The 17,479-nt window shown below is 68.8% G+C and carries 22 protein-coding genes and 1 pseudogene; 8 read left to right on the top strand and 15 right to left on the bottom strand.

From position 1 onward, the window contains the following. The 4 genes and pseudogenes from B3E43_RS16100 to B3E43_RS16085 all read left to right on the top strand — a co-directional run. Nucleotides 1-210: pseudogene (locus B3E43_RS16100) on the top strand (F0F1 ATP synthase subunit beta); the annotation flags it as partial. A gap of 3 nt (nt 211-213) precedes the next feature. After that, nucleotides 214-486, top strand: coding sequence for an ATP synthase F1 subunit epsilon (locus tag B3E43_RS16095; protein WP_292031328.1), 273 nt, complete (start codon nt 214-216; stop codon nt 484-486). 348 nt (nt 487-834) lie between these two features. After that, entirely contained in the window at nt 835-1,155 is a 321-nt protein-coding gene (locus B3E43_RS16090; protein WP_292031326.1) for a DMT family transporter, read from the top strand. An 18-nt stretch (nt 1,156-1,173) separates the two neighbouring features. Continuing rightward, entirely contained in the window at nt 1,174-1,419 is a 246-nt protein-coding gene (locus tag B3E43_RS16085; protein WP_292031324.1) for a DUF1272 domain-containing protein, read from the top strand. On the opposite strand, the gene B3E43_RS16080 is transcribed toward B3E43_RS16085, so the two are convergent. From B3E43_RS16080 to obgE, 8 genes are all read right to left on the bottom strand, one after another. Continuing rightward, nucleotides 1,416-1,889 (bottom strand): RNA pyrophosphohydrolase, encoded by a 474-nt coding sequence (locus B3E43_RS16080; protein ID WP_292031323.1) that lies wholly within the window; start codon nt 1,887-1,889, stop codon nt 1,416-1,418. The two genes, B3E43_RS16085 and B3E43_RS16080, sit on opposite strands and share 4 nt — an antisense overlap. Before the next feature lie 102 nt (nt 1,890-1,991). Then, nucleotides 1,992-3,191, bottom strand: coding sequence for a divergent polysaccharide deacetylase family protein (locus B3E43_RS16075; protein ID WP_292031321.1), 1,200 nt, complete (start codon nt 3,189-3,191; stop codon nt 1,992-1,994). A 118-nt stretch (nt 3,192-3,309) separates the two neighbouring features. Further along, nucleotides 3,310-4,680: a S41 family peptidase gene (locus B3E43_RS16070; RefSeq protein WP_292031320.1), complete on the bottom strand. Its 1,371-nt coding sequence runs from the start codon at nt 4,678-4,680 to the stop codon at nt 3,310-3,312. Nucleotides 4,681-4,937: 257 nt separating this feature from the next. Then, nucleotides 4,938-6,017, bottom strand: coding sequence for a murein hydrolase activator EnvC family protein (locus B3E43_RS16065; protein ID WP_292031318.1), 1,080 nt, complete (start codon nt 6,015-6,017; stop codon nt 4,938-4,940). Next, nucleotides 6,017-6,481, bottom strand: coding sequence for a 23S rRNA (pseudouridine(1915)-N(3))-methyltransferase RlmH (gene rlmH, locus B3E43_RS16060; protein ID WP_292031316.1), 465 nt, complete (start codon nt 6,479-6,481; stop codon nt 6,017-6,019). The genes B3E43_RS16065 and rlmH overlap by 1 nt, the downstream gene beginning before the upstream one ends. A 26-nt stretch (nt 6,482-6,507) precedes the next feature. Then, nucleotides 6,508-6,912, bottom strand: coding sequence for a ribosome silencing factor (gene rsfS / locus B3E43_RS16055; protein ID WP_292031315.1), 405 nt, complete (start codon nt 6,910-6,912; stop codon nt 6,508-6,510). 97 nt (nt 6,913-7,009) lie between these two features. Next, entirely contained in the window at nt 7,010-7,687 is a 678-nt protein-coding gene (locus B3E43_RS16050; protein ID WP_292031313.1) for a nicotinate-nucleotide adenylyltransferase, read from the bottom strand. A 250-nt stretch (nt 7,688-7,937) separates the two neighbouring features. After that, a complete protein-coding gene (gene obgE / locus B3E43_RS16045; protein ID WP_292031311.1) occupies nt 7,938-8,996 on the bottom strand; it encodes a GTPase ObgE in 1,059 nt (352 codons plus the stop codon). A 323-nt stretch (nt 8,997-9,319) separates the two neighbouring features. On the opposite strand from obgE, the gene B3E43_RS16040 reads away from it, so the two are divergent. After that, nucleotides 9,320-10,411, top strand: a complete 1,092-nt coding sequence (locus tag B3E43_RS16040) for a DUF4932 domain-containing protein (RefSeq protein ID WP_292031310.1) — start codon at nt 9,320-9,322, stop codon at nt 10,409-10,411. A 49-nt stretch (nt 10,412-10,460) separates the two neighbouring features. Here the strand turns inward: B3E43_RS16040 and ald are convergent, their stop codons facing one another. Further along, complete coding sequence (ald, locus tag B3E43_RS16035; protein ID WP_292031308.1) at nt 10,461-11,579, bottom strand: alanine dehydrogenase; 1,119 nt, start codon at nt 11,577-11,579, stop codon at nt 10,461-10,463. Between the two features lie 146 nt (nt 11,580-11,725). Between ald and B3E43_RS16030 the strand changes: the two genes are divergently transcribed. From B3E43_RS16030 to B3E43_RS16020, 3 genes are read left to right on the top strand one after another with little or no spacing between them, the layout of a single operon-like run. After that, nucleotides 11,726-12,202, top strand: a complete 477-nt coding sequence (locus B3E43_RS16030) for an Lrp/AsnC family transcriptional regulator (protein ID WP_292031306.1) — start codon at nt 11,726-11,728, stop codon at nt 12,200-12,202. Between the two features lie 31 nt (nt 12,203-12,233). Beyond that, complete coding sequence (locus tag B3E43_RS16025) at nt 12,234-12,374, top strand: hypothetical protein (protein WP_292031304.1); 141 nt, start codon at nt 12,234-12,236, stop codon at nt 12,372-12,374. Next, entirely contained in the window at nt 12,356-12,640 is a 285-nt protein-coding gene (locus B3E43_RS16020) for a hypothetical protein (protein ID WP_292031301.1), read from the top strand. Before B3E43_RS16025 ends, B3E43_RS16020 begins: the two co-directional genes overlap by 19 nt. Before the next feature lie 2 nt (nt 12,641-12,642). Here B3E43_RS16020 and B3E43_RS16015 read toward each other — a convergent pair whose 3' ends face one another. From B3E43_RS16015 to B3E43_RS15990, 6 genes are all read right to left on the bottom strand, one after another. Next, nucleotides 12,643-12,861, bottom strand: a complete 219-nt coding sequence (locus B3E43_RS16015) for a hypothetical protein (RefSeq protein ID WP_292031299.1) — start codon at nt 12,859-12,861, stop codon at nt 12,643-12,645. Nucleotides 12,862-12,864: 3 nt separating this feature from the next. Further along, nucleotides 12,865-14,523 carry an MFS transporter gene (locus B3E43_RS16010; RefSeq protein ID WP_292031297.1) on the bottom strand — a complete coding sequence of 553 codons (1,659 nt, stop codon included), beginning with the start codon at nt 14,521-14,523 and terminating at the stop codon, nt 12,865-12,867. A gap of 164 nt (nt 14,524-14,687) precedes the next feature. Further along, nucleotides 14,688-14,825 carry an entericidin EcnA/B family protein gene (locus tag B3E43_RS16005; protein ID WP_284223291.1) on the bottom strand — a complete coding sequence of 46 codons (138 nt, stop codon included), beginning with the start codon at nt 14,823-14,825 and terminating at the stop codon, nt 14,688-14,690. 41 nt (nt 14,826-14,866) lie between these two features. Then, nucleotides 14,867-16,651, bottom strand: coding sequence for a sensor histidine kinase (locus B3E43_RS16000; RefSeq protein WP_292031294.1), 1,785 nt, complete (start codon nt 16,649-16,651; stop codon nt 14,867-14,869). A gap of 4 nt (nt 16,652-16,655) precedes the next feature. Then, nucleotides 16,656-17,267 (bottom strand): sigma-70 family RNA polymerase sigma factor, encoded by a 612-nt coding sequence (locus B3E43_RS15995; RefSeq protein WP_292031293.1) that lies wholly within the window; start codon nt 17,265-17,267, stop codon nt 16,656-16,658. After that, nucleotides 17,264-17,461 carry a NepR family anti-sigma factor gene (locus tag B3E43_RS15990; RefSeq protein ID WP_292031335.1) on the bottom strand — a complete coding sequence of 66 codons (198 nt, stop codon included), beginning with the start codon at nt 17,459-17,461 and terminating at the stop codon, nt 17,264-17,266. The genes B3E43_RS15995 and B3E43_RS15990 overlap by 4 nt, the downstream gene beginning before the upstream one ends. Between the last annotated feature and the right edge of the window lie 18 nt (nt 17,462-17,479).

The following is a 17,479-nucleotide window of genomic DNA, read 5'->3' as shown; positions in this document are numbered from 1 at the left end:
ATCCAGCGCTTCCTGTCGCAGCCCTTCTTCGTGGCCGAGCAGTTCACCGGCGCCGACGGCAAATTCGTCTCGCTGGAAGACACCATCCGCTCGTTCAAGGGCATCGTCGCCGGCGAATACGACCACCTGCCGGAAGCCGCCTTCTACATGGTCGGCGCCATCGAGGAAGCGGTCGCCAAGGCCGAGAAGCTCGCCGCCGAGGCGGCCTGATCCATGGCCGGCAAGCTCAGCTTCTCGCTGGTGTCGCCTGAGCGCGAGGTCTTCAACGGCCTCGTCGACCAGGTCGACGCGCCCGGCGTCGAGGGCGATTTCGGCGTCCTCGCCGACCACGCGCCCTTCATGACCGCCCTGCGCGAAGGCGTCGTCACGGTCATCGACGGCGGGTCGCGCCGCCAGTTCGAGGTCCACGGCGGTTTCGCCGACGTGACCCCGGCCGGCCTGACCATCCTGGCCGAACAGGCCTCGGAAGTGACGGCGGCCGCCTGACACCTTGTCATCCCGGACGTGGCGAAGCCGCGATCCGGGACGCGACCCTCTCGACAAGTCTCCTCCCGGAAGGCGCGCAGCGACTGTCCGGGAGCAGGGTTGAAGCCACCCGGATCCCGGTTCAGCTCTCCGAGCTGCCCGGGATTTCCTGTTTGTGGGTGCCGGTCGCGTCCCGGCTCTTCCCCCGGCTTTCGCCGGGGTTCGGCCGGGATGACAAGGTGTGCGGACCTTGACCCTCCCGACGGGTGCCCTAGATAGCCCCTGCAGACGAGGCCACGTCCTCGCCCCGGCGATCCTGGATCGCGGGCAAAGTCCGGGACGGCCCGGCCCTTTGCACGGAGGGCCGTCATGGCCTGGACATATCTCATCATCGCCGGCCTGCTCGAGATCGTGTGGGCCTATTTCATGAAGCAGTCGCACGGCTTCACCCGCCTGTGGCCCAGCGTAGCGACCCTGGCCTTCATGGGCGCCAGTTTCGGCCTGCTGGCCCTGGCCATGAAGTCCCTGCCGATGGGCTCGGCCTATATGGTCTGGACCGGCATCGGCGCGGTCGGCGCCTTCATCGTCGGCGTGGTCTTCCTGCAGGAGCATCTCAGCCTGTGGCGGGTGCTGGCGGCGTTGCTGATCGTCAGCGGGATCGTTCTCATGCGTCTGGCGCCCAGCCAGTAGCGGCGTTAGCTTCGGGCCATGCTCGAGCTCCGTCCCAACTGCGAATGCTGTGATCGCGACCTGCCATTCGACAGCGCCGAGGCCCGTATCTGCACCTTTGAATGCACCTTCTGCGCCGATTGCGTGGACAGGGCGCTCAAGGGCGTCTGCCCCAACTGCGGCGGGGGGTTCAGCGCGAGACCGGTCCGACCGGCGCACCTGATGGCGAAATATCCGGCCTCGGCGAAACGGGTGCTCAAGCCGCAGGGCTGTGCCGCCGCCTAGACCACCAGCGGCGCGAACACGGCTACGACCTGTTCGTAGCAGGCCCGCTTGAACGGCACGATCAGGTCCGGGGCGTCGCTGAGCGGGCCCCAGCGCCAGGCGTCGAACTCGATCTCGCCGTGGGCCTCGAGATCGATCTCGGACTCGTCACCGGTGAAGCGGAAGGCGAACCACTGCTGCTTCTGGCCGGCCCAGCCGCGGGCCTGTTTCGAGCCGCCGTAGTCGGGAGGGAAGTCGTAGGCGATCCACTCTTCGGTGCGGGCGATCAGCTCCGCTGAAGTCACCCCGGTCTCCTCGAACAGCTCGCGACGGGCGGCGGCCTCAAGGTCCTCGCCGTCGTCGACCCCGCCCTGCGGGAACTGCCAGTTATGAGGGCCTTCGGTCGCGACCCGGCGCCCGTACCAGACGCGCCCGTCCGGATGGAACAGCACGACGCCGACGTTGGGGCGGTAGCGGGAGAGGTCGGTCATAGGGATGAGGGATTAGGGATTAGGGATGAGGGAGGGAAGGGGGTTTGGCGCGGGACGGAGCCGAGAGGCTGCTTCCAATCCCTGATCCCTAATCCCTCATCCCTATCTTCCCGGCCGCTGCGTCATCGCCGACGCCGGCGCCAGTTGCAGGCCGCGGGCGTCCATGTCGGCGGTCCAGCGGGCCACGGCCTCGACCGTGACCGGATAGCTGAAGCCGGTGCCCAGCGCCTGGCCGTTGCCCTTGGCGAGCGCTTCCAGGGCGTTCAGCTGGGCGACGATGGCGGTCGGGTTCTGTTCCTCGTCGATGATGCGGTTGGCGCTGGCCCGGGCCCAGGCGCCGGGACGGCGGCTCATCGAGCCGTCGTCAAGGAAGGCGATCCCGCGCTGGCGCAGGACGGTCATGAAGGCGGACATTCCCGCATCCGAGGCTGCGAAACGGTCGCCCATATAGTTGGTGACGCCGAAATAGCCGGTCGCCCGTCCGAGCAGCCAGTTCATCCGCGCCTGGATATCGGCCGCTTCCGCCGAGGCCAGCAGGGTATGCGGGCCGGGATCGTTGTCGGGATAGCCCGACGGCTCCATCGGCATTTCCAGCATGACCTCGTGGCCTTGCGCGCGGGCCAGATCGATCCAGCCCTGCAGGCCCTCGGCATAGGGGACGAAGCTTAGGGTGACCTCGGCCGGCAGGCGTTCGATGGCGGCGCGGGTGGTCACGGCATTGAGGCCGAGGCCGCCGACGATGATAGCGACCCGCGGGCGGCCGTTGGAGCGGAACGGGCGGGCATAGGCCTGGGCCGGCACCCGGCCGTCCGCAGCGATGGCCGGCAGGGGGCCGTTGGGTCCCGGCTGGCTGAGGCCGGCGATCGGGGCTGCGGGCAGGGGGCTGGCGGCGACGCGCGGTGCGGTCACGGGCGTGCCATTGCCGGAGACAGTGGCGCCGTTGGGCAGGGTGATGACGGCCTCGCCGCCCAAGGCGGGATCGACGGCGGCGCCGTCTCCGGCCAGATCCTGCCACGAGCCATAGGCGCCGACGGAGAAGGCCTCCAGCCCGGTTGGCGCCGGGGCGGCCACGGCGACCTCGCGCTTGAGCGCCGCGCGGGCCGATGGGGCGCCGGCGCGGGGGTCGCCCAGCACGGTGATGAACAGGGCGGCGGCGGCGAGCAGCAACAGACCCGCGCCGGCCACGGCGACGGGCGGCTTCTTCAGGATGCGGCCGACAGGGGCGAGGATTTCGCGCAACGACCGGCGCACCGGGGGCGCTCCGGCGGTGGTGGCGAGGACAGACTGGCGCTTGGCGAACATGGGCAGGACTGGACGCTCGAACGGGGGTCCGCGAAGCGGACTCCTTCAAGGCTCACAGTGGCTTGCGTCGGTTAAGAAAGCCTAACGCGCCGTTAGCCATGCGCCGTCCCCGGCGGCGTCAGTTTTCCGGCGTGGGCTCCGGCTCGGCCGCGGCCAGGGCGGTGCCGGGTGCGGTCACCACAATTCCCTCCGGCGCGGCCGCAAGCTGGGCCAGGTTGCCGCCGGCGCGCAGCACGTCGAAAGCCCGCTCGAGCTGATAATCCTTGTCCTCGGGCCAGTCCTCGCCGGGCGCCTCGTGCGGGGTGTGCGGCCCGCGGCGTTCGGCGCCGATCGAGGAGTCCAGCGCCGTGGCGTAGGCGGCCTCGGAATAGATGAAGTTCGACCGCGACACGATCCGCGCCTCGGCCAGCGACCGCGACACTTCCAGATCGGGTTCGATACCGATCTTCTGGATCGAGGCGCCCGACGGCGTGAAATAGCGCGCTGTGGTGATCGACAGGGCGCCGTCGGCCCCGTTGCGCAGCGGAATGACGGTCTGCACCGAACCCTTGCCGAAACTGGTCAGGCCGACGATCGTCGCCCGCTGGTGATCCTTCAGGGCGCCGGCGACGATCTCCGAGGCCGAGGCGGAGCCGTAGTTGATCAGCACCACCAGCGGCAGGCCGCCGGTCAGGTCGCCCGGCCGGGCCCCGTAGCGCTGGATCTGGTCGGCCTTGCGCCCCCGCTGGCTGACGATCTCGCCGCGCTCCAGGAAGGCGTCGGACACGGCGATGGCCGCGTCCAGCAGACCGCCGCCATTGTTGCGCAGGTCCAGTACATAGCCCTTGATGCGCGGATTCTCGGCCTTCAGCCGGGCGATGGTTTCGCCCAGTTCGCGGCCGGTGTTCTCATTGAAGGTCGAGACGCGCAGATAGGCGAACTCGCCCTCCAACCGGCCCGTGACCGAGTCGATCCGGATAACCTCGCGCGTCAGGGTGACCTCGCGCGGCTCCTCGCCGTCGCGCAGGAAGGTGACTTGGACCGAGGTGCCGACGGCCCCGCGCAGTTTTTCGGAGACCTGGCTGACGGTCAGACCCGCGGCGCTCTGGCCCTCGATGGAGGAGATGACGTCGCCGGCGTTGACGCCGGCGCGGGCGGCCGGGCCGCCGTCCATGGGCGAGATCACCTTCACCAGCCCACCTTCGGCCTGGATGGTCAGACCCACGCCCGAATAGGCGCCCGAGGTCCGCTCCTGAAGCTCGTCGAAGCCGGCCGGCGGCAGATAGTTGGAGTGGGGGTCGAGGGCGCCCATCATGCCCTGCAGCGCCGCCTCGATCAGCTTCTTGTCGTCGACCGGCACTACATAGGCCTGTTCGACAATGCCCAGCACATCCCCGAACAGGGCCAGCATCCGGAACGCCTCGTTGCGCGGCGTCTGGCCCGTGGCGGTCGCGGCGCCGAGCCCCACCAGGGTCACGGCGGCGGCGCCAACCAGCAACAATTTACGCATCGGGTCTCTTTCAGCGAACGGGGAGGCGGCTCTTGGTCGGGCAGTTACGGACCGACCGGCGACGAAAACGTGGCCGATCAGCGATTCCCCGATAAAATCAGCGTCATCGGCGGATGGGAAGCGGTTTCGCCGGGAGGGAGTGGCGAGTGGTTAGTGGCTAGTGACGAGTGGGTGCACCGGTGACGGGTGAGACAGGCGCGCTTCTCACGAGTCACTGACCACTAGCCACTAGCCACCAGCCACTAGCCACCAATCACTCACCTCAGCCACGGCGCCGGATCGATCGGGCGTTCGTCGCGGCGCAGCTCGAACGCCGCCTCGCCGTCCGCGCCGGTTCGACCCAGGGCCTGGCCGTCCGCGACCTGGGCGCCGGCCTCGACCGAAACCTCGTCCAGGCCCGAGATCACCGCGCGCCAGCCGGGGCCGAGATCGAGGATGACGACCTGTCCCCAGCCGCTCAGCGGCCCGGCGAAGGCGACGCGTCCGGCGGCCGGGGCACGGACCTCGGCCTCGTCGGCGCGCCAGCTCCAGCCGCTCGACCCCTGACCGAAGCGGCGCGACGGCGCGCCCTCGACCGGCGCGGTCAGGCGGCTGCGCCCGGCGGGCAGGCGCGTGGCGGCGGGCTCGCTCTCGGTCCCGACGGGCGGGACGGCCGCGCCCAGTGATCGTAGCCGCGCCTCCAGCACGCGGGTCGCCCGTTCAGCGCCCTCGGCCTCGGCCCTCAACACGGCCTGAAGCGCGGTCTTGCGTCCGGTCAGGGCCTCGATTTCCGCGCGCCGGTCGCCCCGCGCGCTTTCGGTGGTGAAGAGTTGCTCGCTGTTCAGGGCGCTGAGCCGCCGCACGCGCACCACCTCGGCCTGGCGGTCGGCCAGCCCCTGGGCCCGGTCCTGCAGCGCCGGCGCCATGGCCCGCATCAGTATGGCGGCCCGCACCGTATCCACCGCCTTGTCGGCGGGCACCAGCAGCGGCGGCGGCGGCCGTCGGCTCATCATCTGCAGGGCGGAGAGCAGCCGGCCCTGACGCCCCCGCGCCCGCGACAGCTGGGCCACCAGCGCCGCCTCGCGCGCACTCAGCTCGCGCAGTCGCGCCCTCTGGCCGGCGATGACGGCGTCATCCTGACCGACCGCGGCGCGCAACTCGGCCAGCTGTCGTTCGAGCCCGGCGATCTCCCGGGCGGCCTCGGTGGCCTCCGCGCGCAGCCGCAGGGCGCGCGCCCGTTCGTCACGGAACTCGCCCTGCAGCCGTTTGACCTCGTCGGTCGGCGGTGACTGGCGCGCGATCGCCGCCACCGGCAGGGCGATCAGGCTCAGACAGAGGATCAGGAGGGGCGCGCGCATCAATCCCGATGATAGGGCGATCCGGCCAGAATGGTCACGGCGCGATACAGCTGCTCCGCCAGCATGGCTCGCGCCAGCGCATGCGGCCAGGTCTGGGGACCGAAGGCGAGGGTCGATCCCGCCGCCGCACGCACGCTTTCGTCCAGCCCGTCGGCCCCGCCGATGGCGAAGACCAGCCGCCGCTCGCCGCGGTCGCGCAGCCCGGCGATATGGTCGGCGAAGGCGCGGCTGGAGAAGGTCTTGCCGCGTTCATCGCAGGCGATCAGGTGCGCGCCCTCGGCGGCCTTGAGGATCAGCTCGGCCTCCGGCGCCTTGCCCGGCTTGCGCGGCTCCAGGTCGATCAGTTCCAGCGGGCCGAGGCCCAGCGCTCGTCCGGCCAGGGTGGCGCGCTCGGCGTAGTCAGCCGCCAGCACGGCCTCGGGTCCCCGCCCCGGCTTGCCGATGGCGATGACGGCCAGCTTCATGGGTTCAGGGCCTTGGGATCAGGAGATCAGGCGCGCGCGTCGACGCGGTGGCCGCTCTCGACCGACCAGATCTTTTCGATGTTGTAGAAGGCGCGGACTTCCGGACGGAACAGGTGGACGATGACGTCCCCCGCATCCAGCAGCACCCAGTCGCAGTGCGGCAGGCCCGAAACCTTGACCTTGCCCAGACCCTGTTCCTTCAGCGCGCGCTGAAGGTGGTCGGCCAGGGCGCCGACGTGACGGTGCGACCGTCCGGAGGCGATGATCATGGTGTCGGCCATCGGGCTTTTGCCCTTCAGGTCGATGAGGACGATGTCCTGGGCCTTGTCGTCGTCGAGACGCGACAATATGGCCGTTTCCAGAGCGGTGGAGCCGACGGGAAGGGGAGCCTGCGGACCGTCTTCGGAGCGGATGGAGTCGAATTCGTCCATCTCGTGCGCCGCGTTGGAAGCGGCGGTGTCTTGCGCGTCGTGCGCGGGCGAGGGGGTCAGCGGAGGGCTCCGGGGAGATTACTAAAGCAGAAGCCTATCACAAACGCGCGGCGGCGTCACGCGCGGCCCGCAGCGCGGTTGAGGAGCGGGGGTTAAGCGGGGCCGTCAGATAGGTCCAGGCGGGCGCCTCGAGGTCCGGCAGCAGCCGTGCACGGCCGGACGGCACCCGCGCGGCGGCGAAGCGCGCGGCGGCGGGGGCGGTGCGGCTGTCCAGCTGGCTGCCGGGGCGGGCGATCACCGCCATCGGCATCATCCGCATGATGTCGGTCCAGCCGCGCCATCTGTGAAAACTGGCCAGATTGTCCGAGCCCATCAGCCAGACGAAGCGCACCCCGGGGTGCCGCGCGGTCAGGGCGCGCAGGGTATCGACGGTCCATTGGGTGCCGGCGCGGGTCTCGAAGTCCGAGACGACCATGGAGGGGCCCGCCGACGCCAGCCTCGCCGCCGCGCGCGCCGAGGCCATCCGTTCGGCCAGCGGCGCACTGTCGCGGGCGTCCTTCAGCGGGTTCTGCGGCGACACCAGCCAGATCACCCGGTCCAGCCCGAGCCGCCGCATCGCCGTTTCGGCGACATGGGCGTGTCCGTCATGGGCGGGATTGAACGAGCCCCCGAACAGGCCGACCGCCATCCCCGGCGACAGGTCCAGCCCGTCGCGCAGGGCGCCGGGCCGAGGGCCGTTGGCTTTGGGCGCGGGTCCGGCGTGAAAGAAGGACAAGTCGGGCTCGCGGGGGCTTATGCTCACAAGGGAGCTAACACGGCGCTTTATCGATGTCGCCTGTATGCGCACCCTTATGCTTTCGTCATCCTCCGGCGAGCGAAGCGAGACCGGGGGACCCAGCGGCGCCGCGACCGCGGCGAAACACCGCTGTGTCCAGCGATGGCGCTCTCGACAGTGTCGCGCTCTCGCGCGCCGCTGGGTCCCCCGGTCTGCGCGGCTTCGCCGCTGGCCGGAGGATGACGAAAAGCTACGGCTCCCAGCCGCCGGGCGTTTCCATGACGGTCTCGTCCGTCTCGGCCGGGGCAATCTCGCCGCGGTCCTTGCGCACCTCGGTCCAGGCCGCGCGCAGCAGCGCGGTCACGCCCTCGCCCGAAACGCCCGACACCAGCATGGGCCGGCGGCCGGAGGCGGCCTCCAGCGCGGCGGCCTTCTCCTCGCGCGCCTCGGGCGTCAGGGCGTCGACCTTGTTCAGCGCCAGAACCTCGGCCTTTTCGGCCAGACCGGCGCCATAGGCTTCCAGCTCGTGACGGATCGTATGATAGGCGCCGGCGACGTCGTCCTGGGTGCCGTCGATCAGATGAATCAGACAGCCCGACCGCTCGACGTGGCCGAGGAAGCGGGTGCCGAGGCCGGCGCCTTCCGACGCGCCCTCGATCAGGCCGGGGATGTCGGCGATGACGAACCGCTCCGTGGGCGACAGATCGACCACGCCGAGGTTGGGCACGAGCGTCGTGAACGGATAGTCGGCGATCTTCGGACGCGCCGCCGAGGCGGCCGCGAGGAAGGTCGACTTGCCGGCGTTGGGCAGGCCGGCCAGGCCGACGTCGGCGATCAGTTTCAGCCGCAGCCAGATCCAGCGTTCCTGGCCTTCCTGGCCGGGGTTGGCGTAGGCGGGGGCCTGGTTGGACGGGCCCTTGAAATGGACGTTGCCCCAGCCGCCGTTGCCGCCCTTGAGCAGCATCTCGGTCTTGCCGGCGTAGTCCATGTCGAGCAGGACGGTCTCCTTGTCGTCGTCCAGCACCTGGGTGCCGACGGGGACCTTGAGGATGATGTCCTCGCCCTTGGCGCCGTGCATCTGCCGGCCCATGCCGTGGACGCCGGTCTGGGCCTTGAAATGCTGCTGGTAGCGGAAGTCGATCAGAGTGTTCAGGCCGTCCATGGCCGTGATCCAGACGTTGCCGCCATTGCCGCCGTCGCCGCCGTCCGGCCCGCCGTTCGGGATGAATTTCTCCCGCCGGAACGAGACGGCGCCCGCCCCGCCGTTGCCGGAGCGGATATAGATCTTGGCCTGGTCGAGAAACTTCATCGCGGGATTTCTAAGTGGGCGCTAACGCTCGCGACGCGGTCGCTCGCTGCTTGAGCGCAGCTTATGGCGCAAGAGAGCGGCGATTTACAGGCGGGCCGGATGGAATGCTGGAACCAGCCGGCTGACCCGCATGCGGGCTTCCACTTCCGCGGTTTCCGCACCCACTCTTGCGGGATCCGGACGCAGTCCCCCCCGGTTCCGATCACGCCCTCGGCCCGAGCCAACGAATGGACCGCCGCAGGCGCGCGTGTTGACCCCACGGCCTGATCTGTCCATCTCTATGGTGAAGGTTCCGTCGGGGAAGTCGGATAATGCGAAGGCGTGTGGCTGGCGGACTGCTGGCGGCTTTGAGTCTGGCTCTGGCTGGCTGCGCCGGGGACGCTGGGACACGGGCCCGCCTGCAGCCGGACGTGGTCGCCGGCTCACGCAGCGGCACCATCGAGGTCAGTGTGGATCGGCGTATAGAGTTGCTGAGCGTCATCCAGCTGCTCAGCGGCTATTTCCTGACCACACAGCACGACACCACCTACAAGCGCGAAGTGGCGTCATATTTCGCCCCTCACGCCAATCATCGCGCCGTGACCTTGTTCAGGGAGATGAGCGCGGGGGATTTTCGGTTCAGTGACGTGCCGGACGCAGTCTTGCGCTTTTCTCCGCCGCCCGCGCTGGACCAGAGGATGCCGATCACCCCCGCGATCGCGGCCGCGGCAGGCGGCGAGGCCCGTTTGCTTGAACTGATCGCCGCGATGCGGGATTTCGCCCAGGTCAGCGACTTCGAGAGCTTCTATCGCGCGCATGAGGGCGAATATCGCACCCTCGCGGAACGAGCGCGACCGGGCGTGACCACGCTTGGCCTGGACCTGCAGTCCTACACCGGCCAGCGGATCGACCATGCGGCCGTGGTGCTCGGGCCCCTGCTTCACGACGGTGGGTTCGCGGCGCTTTATGACCTGCCGGGAGGACGGGCGGAGGCCTTTGCCTTTATTGGTCCAGCAGCAGCAACCCAGGGCCAGCCGGATTTCGGAGACGAGCGGAGGCTCTCCGAGCTGGCCGCGCACGAGTTCGCGCATCTGGTTGTGAATCCACTGACCGCCGCATCCCGGGCCGACATTGACGCCAGCGCAGCGAATCTGGCTCCGATCGCGCGCGCCATGCAGCGAAACGGGTATTCGGAGTGGCACGTCGCGGTCAGCGAGCATGTGATCCGTGGCCTGACCGCCCGGCTGATCGCGCGTCGCTGGGGGGAGGCGGAAGGCGAGGCGGCGATCCGGAAGGAAGTCGAGGGCGGCTTCGCGTACGCCCCCGCCGTCTACGCCGCGTTGCGCCGTTACGAAGCCGATCGGGCCACCTATCCCACTCTGGCGGCCTTTTATCCCGAGCTGATCGCGGTTTTCGCCGCCCCCCTGACGAGCTAGAGGCCGATATCCATCAGCCCGGCCCGCGCCCGTTCCGGCAGGCGGCGGACTACCCCTTGGCCCACACCCCGAACGGATCGCTCCACGGCATGTCCAGCGCCTCGGCGACGGCCGGATAGGTCAGTTCGCCCTTCAGCACATTCAGGCCGCGGGCGAGGTGCGGGTTCTTCTTCAGGGCTTCCAGACCGTGGTCCGCCAGCGCCAGGCCGAACGGCAGGGTGGCGTTGTTGAGGGCTTCCGACGAGGTGCGCGGGGCGGCGCCGGGCATGTTGGCGACGCAGTAGTGGACCACGCCGTCGATGACATAGGTCGGGTCTTCGTGGGTCGTGGCGTGGCTGGTCTCGAAACACCCGCCCTGGTCGATGGCGACGTCGACCAGCACCGAGCCGGGCTTCATCTGCTTGAGGTGTTCGCGCTTGATCAGCTTGGGCGCCTCGGCGCCCGGGACCAGCACGGCGCCGATGATGACGTCGGCCTTGACCAGTTCCTCCTCGATCGCGCCGATCGAGGAATAGCGGGTGATGACTCGGCCGTTGGTGACCTCGTCGATATAGGCCATGCGCGGGATGGAGCGTTCCAGCACCACGACCTCGGCGCCCAGGCCCATGGCCATACGGGCCGAGTTGAGGCCGACGACGCCGCCGCCCAGAACCAGCACGCGCGCCGGGGCCACGCCCGGAACGCCGCAGAACAGCAGGCCCATGCCGCCGTTGTGCTTGAGCAGGGTCTCGGCGGCGGAGAAGACGGCGATCCGGCCGGCGACTTCCGACATCGGGGCCAGAAGGGGCAGGCCCTTTCGGTCGTCGGTGACGGTCTCATAGGCGATGGCCGCGCACTTCGAGGCGATCAGGCCCCTGGTCTGCTCGGGATCGGGCGCGAGGTGCAGGTAGGTGAACAGGATCTGGTCCTCGCGGAGCATCTCCCACTCGACCTTCTGCGGCTCCTTCACCTTCACGATCATGTCGTTCTCGGCGAAGATGGTCTTCGCATCGGCGACGATCTTCGCGCCGGCCTTCTTGTAGTCTGCGTCCGTGAAGCCCGCGCCGAGACCCGCGCCGGTCTCGATCGAGACGGTGTGGCCGTGGGCGACGTATTCGCGCACCGCCGTCGGCGTCAGGCCGATGCGGTGTTCGTTCTTCTTGATTTCCTTGGGGACGCCGACGCGCATGACCGTTTCCTCTTCCAGACAGGGGACGGGCCGATCTGCGGCGGCTCCGTTTCGGGCCGCAATCTAGCGGCGGTCTCACCGCAGGTTCCTGTTCTTTTCATCGTCTGATCGGGGTAAAGTCGCAGAATCTGCGAACGAGGCTCTCTGTGAAGACTGTTTCCGCCGTCGCCCTCGACGACACCGACCGCAAGATGATCCGCGCGCTTCAAGGCGACGGCCGGATGACCAATGCCGATCTGGCCAAGGCGGTGAACCTGTCGGAGAGTGCCTGCCTGCGCCGGTTGCGGGCGCTCGAGGCGGCCGAGGTGATCAGTCGCTACACCGCCATCATCAACGAGCGCGCCGTCGGCCTGCCGATCAGCGTCTTCGTGACCGTGACCCTGTCCTCCCAGGCCGAGGCCTCCCTGACCGCCTTCGAGACCGCCATCTCAACCGTGCCTGAGGTGGTCGAATGCTATCTGATGACCGGCGGCTCTGACTATCTGCTGCGGCTGGTGGTGCGGGATGTCGACGACCTGGAAAGGGTGCACTCACGCGAACTGACCCGCATCCCCGGCGTGACCCGCGTGTCGTCCAGCGTGGCCATGCGCACGGTGGTCAAGCGGGGAGCCTTGCCGGTTTGACACAACCATTCGTTGCGCGGATACTGATCTGATGGGCTTCTCCGAAAAACCCGCTGTCTGGACCGATCGTGAGCCGACGCTCGACGAGGAAATTGGCGCGCTCGACGATGAGGACATCTTCGACATGGCGAATTTGGGCGAAGAGAGGACGGGGTGCCGGGCGTCATCATGATCTCGACCGCCATGGGGTCCCACGGTCCTCGGGTGAAATATTACCTGAAGACCGGGCCGGGTCAGTCGAGCTTTTCCGTTGCAGTAGCGTCGGAGCCGCGCGTGCTAGCCAGCAGCATGGCGGCTCGCGACCTTAATCGCAGGGCACCGTTGGTGATCGATTGGGTGAAGCTGAATCACGAGGCGCTCGCCCGATTCTGGTCGGTGGGCGCTCACTGGATGAATGATGAGGTCCAAACCTTCATCGCGAGCCTCAGGAAGGTCTGACCTCAGCCTCGCTGAGCGCGCACCTTACCGATCACCGCCACCACCAACCAGACCGCGCCGACGATCATCAGCAGGTCGGCCACCGGCCGGGTCAGGCTGTACAGCCCGTAGTCCTGCCATCGGCCGACGGCGTAATCCGCCAGCCCGCCGCCCACGCCGCCGAGAACCAGCAGCGAGACCGGCCAAACCAGCGGCTTGAGCCGACTCCGCCTCGCCGCCATCGCTCAGGACCCGATCGCGTCCATATCGCGCCCCTTTGTCTCCGGCAGCCAGATCAGGGCGACCACGACGGCGACCGCCGTGAAGGCGAGGGTGTACCAGAGGCCGAAATAGATGTTCCCCGACCAGGCCACGAGGGCGAAACTGGCCGCGGGAAGCATGCCGCCGACCCAACCCGTGCCGACATGATAGGGCAGGCTCATGGCCGTGTAGCGCACCCGCGTCGGGAACAGCTCGACCAGGGCGGCCGCCTGGGGTCCATACAGGGCCGTGGCCGCGACCATGAAGATCATCAATATGCCGAACACCATCGGCAGGTTGATCCGCTCGGGATCGGCTACGGCGGGGTAGCCCGCCTCCAGAAGGGCGGCCTTGAGTCGGGTCTCGACACCGGCCCGCGCGGCCTTCAGCGCCGCCGGGTCCATGCCCTCGCCCTCGACCGAAGGGATCTCGATGCTGCCGATCCGGACCACGGCGACCGAGCCGGGCTCGGCCTCGACATTGCTGTACGAAATACCCGCATTGGACAGCACGTTCTTGGCGATATCGCAGGAGCTGGCGAAGGCGGTCTTGCCGATCGGATCGAACTGCAGGGCGCAGGTGGCGGGATCGGCCATGACGACGATCGGCGATGAGGCCTGGGCTTCGGCGAGGGCGGGATTGGCCGCCCGGGTCAGGGCCTGGAAGCCCGGGAAGATGGCGATCAGGGCCAGGATCATGCCGAACAGCATGACCGGCTTGCGCCCGATCCGGTCCGAAATCCAGCCGAAGAAGACATAGAGGAAGGCCGAGACGGCGGTCACCGCCAGCATCACCAGATCGATGGTGTTGGTGTCGACCCTCAGCACCCGTTCCATGAAGAAGCGGGCGTAGAAATAGCCGCAGTACCAGACGGCGCCCTGGGCGATCATGATCCCGAACAGGGCGATCAGGACGAACCGGCCGTTGCGCCAGGTGCCGAAGGCCTCCTTGAACGGGGCGCGGCGTTCACCGCCCTCGGCCTCCATCCGGCGATAGGCCGGGCTTTCGTTCAGCTTGAGCCGGATCCAGAGCGAGACACCCAGCAGAAGGGCGGACAGAAGGAAGGGAATGCGCCAGCCCCATTCGTCAAAGGCCTCGGTCCCGACGATGGCGCGGGTGATCAGGATCACCGACAGGGCTCCGATCAGGCCCAGTGCGGCGGTGGTCTGGATCCAGCCGGTCATCAGGCCACGCTTCTTGGCCGGGGCGTGTTCGGCGACATAGACGACCGCCCCACCGTACTCACCGCCCAGGGCAAAGCCCTGCAGCATGCGCATGACCAGCAGCAGGATGGGGGCGGCGATGCCGATCTGGTTGTAGTCGGGCAGCAGGCCGATAGCGACGGTGGCGACACCCATCAGGGTGATGGTGACCAGAAAGGTGGTCTTGCGCCCGGTCCGGTCGCCGAACCAGCCGAACACCAGCGCCCCCAGTGGCCTGACCACGAAGCCGAGCCCGAAGGTCAGCAGCGCCAGGATGTAGGCGACGGTTTCACCCGCCTCGGCGAAGAAATGCCGCGCTATGACAGTGGCCAAGGCCCCGAAGACGAAGAAGTCGTACCATTCGAAGGCCGTACCGGTGGCAGAGGCCGCCACCACGGTTCTCAGGCCCGGTTCTGCCCGTGTCTCTTTGGTAGCCGTCATCGATGCCTCCCCGCGTCATGGCGTCTCTGCGGACGCCTGTACGGGGATGCTAGACGGCGTTGCCGGCGGCGCAAATAGCGAAGGCCCGCCGGCGGGGGGATGCCGGCGGGCCTTCTTCAACCGAACCGCGCGTCGGGGGGAATCGCGGTCGGGAAGGGGGCGTCCTAGTTCTTGGCGTCTTCGGCGGCGCCGGTCACGGCCTGGCCGGCGGCCGAGGCGTCACGGCCCACGCCGGAGACGGTATTGCAGGCGGCGGTGGTCAGGGCGGCGGCGGCGGCGAACAGGACGAAAATCTTGCGCATTGGTCGAACTCCTTGAGGCCGGGGAGGCGGCGTCTGGACTATCAACGTCGCGGCGCGGCGCCGGTTCCAAGGTCGGCGGGGTCCGTCGGCACGACCGCCTCCGGCGTGGCGAAGGTCATGCGGGCGATCATGCCCCCGCCTTCGGCCGGGACCAGTTCGACGGACCCTCGCAGTTGTTTGGCGAAGGCGCCCATCAGGGTGCGCCCCACGCCCGCACGGAAGGTCTCGCTGACGCCTGGTCCGTCGTCCTGGACCTCCAGAATGCTCGTCTCGCCGTGCACGAAGAACCGGACCTTCAGATCGCCGCCGCGTCCGCTGAAAGCATGCTTCTGGGCGTTGGTCACGGCCTCGACCAGCCACAGCGCCAGCGGCGCCAGCTTGTCAGGATCGACGACCAGCGAGTCCGCCTCGACCGACGAGGTGACGAGGTGACCGCGCCCCGTTTCGCTGGCGACCAGTTGCCCGACCAGTTCGGTCAGGAAGACGCGGGCGTCGGCATAGCGCAGGTCGTCGCTCTGGTAGAGGGTGCGATAGATCAGGGCGAGCGCCGAAATCCGCTGGCGCGTATCGCCGACCGCCGCCTTGGACGCCGGATCGGTCAGGGCCCGCTGCTGCATCGACAGCAGGGACGAAATGATCTGAAGATTGTTCTTCACCCGGTGGTGGATCTCGCGCATCAGCGCGTCCTTTTCCTCCAGCGAAGCGGTCAGGGCGGCGTCGCGGGTGACGATGGATTCGGCCAGCTCGTCCAGCGTTCGCGCCAGCACGCGGATCTCGGCCGGGGCGTTCATGGCCTGGACCGGACGCACCGAGAACCGGCCCTTCGCATAGATGGACGCCACCCGCTCCAGATAGTTCAGCCAGCGCACCACGATCCGCTCGCTGACCCACATCACGGCGGTGAAGGCCAGAAGCCAGGCCAGCAGCGGCATGAACAGCGCGCCGACCGGGTTCAGCCGCGCCCAGGACAGCAGCCCCGGCGCCGGCGCCGATAGCAGGGCGTAGACATCCCGTCCGGCCAGGGCCGCCCCGGCATAGACCCGATGTCGGCCGGCGGCGTCGTCGGCCTCGAAGATCGCCGAGGCGCCGGCGCGCGCCCGCTGGACCCAGCCGGTCAACGACTCGCCACGCGTCAAGGTGAAGGCGTCGATGTCGGTTGCCGTCAGAAGTCGCCCGTCCGCATCGGTCAGCGCCGCCTGCGAGCCTTCGGGCAAGGACGGATCGTCGATGTCGGGCTGCAGGCTGGACAGGGGGATCAGGGCGACCATGGCGCCGTCGAACCGGCCCATGGGTCGCTCCAGCCGGATCGCGACGATCAGCCCAGCCGGGTGGCCGACGCCGGCCGGGGCGCGCGCAAGCACGGTGCCTTCGCCCGCGCGAAGTCGGTCAAACCAGGGGCTGGATTGCGCCCGGGTCAACCAGGCCGGAGGCGTTGAAGCGAGGTTGTCTGAGGCGCAGGCCGTAGCGCCGGTCGCCGTCAACCGCGCAAGCCCGTCCAGACCGTCCAGACGGCCGACGAGATCGCTCAGCCGCGGCTGGCAAAACATCTCAAGGGCTTCTGGCCTCAAGGCCATCAGCAGGATGCCGGTGCTGTCGAGGCGTGCCTTGGCGCTGGCGGCGCTCCGTTCGGCGGCCCGCTGCAGGTCGGAGCGGCGTTCGGCGTCCTGGGCCCGGAACGCGGACTCGGCCTGAAAGCCGCCAAGGATCAGCAGGGGCAGCAGGGCGATGGCCAGCCAGAGACCCAGACGGAAGCGGATGCCCTGGAATCTCTGGGCCCTCGGACCCCCTCCCAGTCCCCTTGCGAGCGCTCGGCCGAACCGGACCACAGCGTCAGCCTTGCCTGACGCTGCTCAGACGGTCCGCGGCGGCCAGGATGGACCGCATGGCATCTCCGGCGGCGCGCCCGTCGCGCGCATAGCCGCCCTTATCCAGCGTCGCCTGCAGGGCCTTGCGAGCCCGCGAGACCCGGCTCTTCACCGTGCCGACCGCGCACTGGCATATTTCGGCGGCCTCCTCGTAGGCGAAGCCGCCGGCGCCGACGAGGATCAGCGCCTCGCGCTGCTCTTCGGGCAGGGTGTTCAGGGCAAGACGCAGTTCGTCCAGCGCCACGGGCGATTCCGGATCATCCACAGCCACCAGGGTGCGCTCGGCGGCCTCCTGGTCCAGCTGCGTCTGGCGCCACGAGCGGCGCTTTTCGGAGTAGAACTGGTTGCGCAGGATCATGAAGGTCCACGCCTTCATATTGGTGCCCATCTGATAGCTGGCGCGGGCATCCCAGGCCTTCATCATGGCGTCCTGCGCCAGATCATCGGCCGCGGTCGGATCGCCGGTCAGGGTCCGCGCGAAAGCCCGCAGATGCGGGATCAGCACGACCAGCTCGCGCTTGAAGGCGTCGTCGTCGGCTGAAGGCGGCTTGGGCGGCGCGCTGGAGGCGCCGCTCATTCGCCGCCCCCTCCGGAGGAACGCTCATCGGCCCGGCGCAGGATGTCGAGAAATTCGTCGGGAACCGGCTCGTTCACGACCTCATCGAACATATGACGCAGTTTGACGCCGATCGCCTGCTGCCGAAGCCGGGATTCCTCCAGGTTTGCGCCACCCTTGGGAGGCTTGACCGGGGGATTGGATTTATCTGTCATCGAGAAAACGGCCGCCAC

This window comes from Brevundimonas sp. UBA2416, from assembly GCF_002343105.1.
In the GTDB taxonomy this organism is placed as follows: Bacteria; Pseudomonadota; Alphaproteobacteria; order Caulobacterales; family Caulobacteraceae; genus Brevundimonas.
This window is presented reverse-complemented; position numbering and strand designations above follow the sequence as displayed.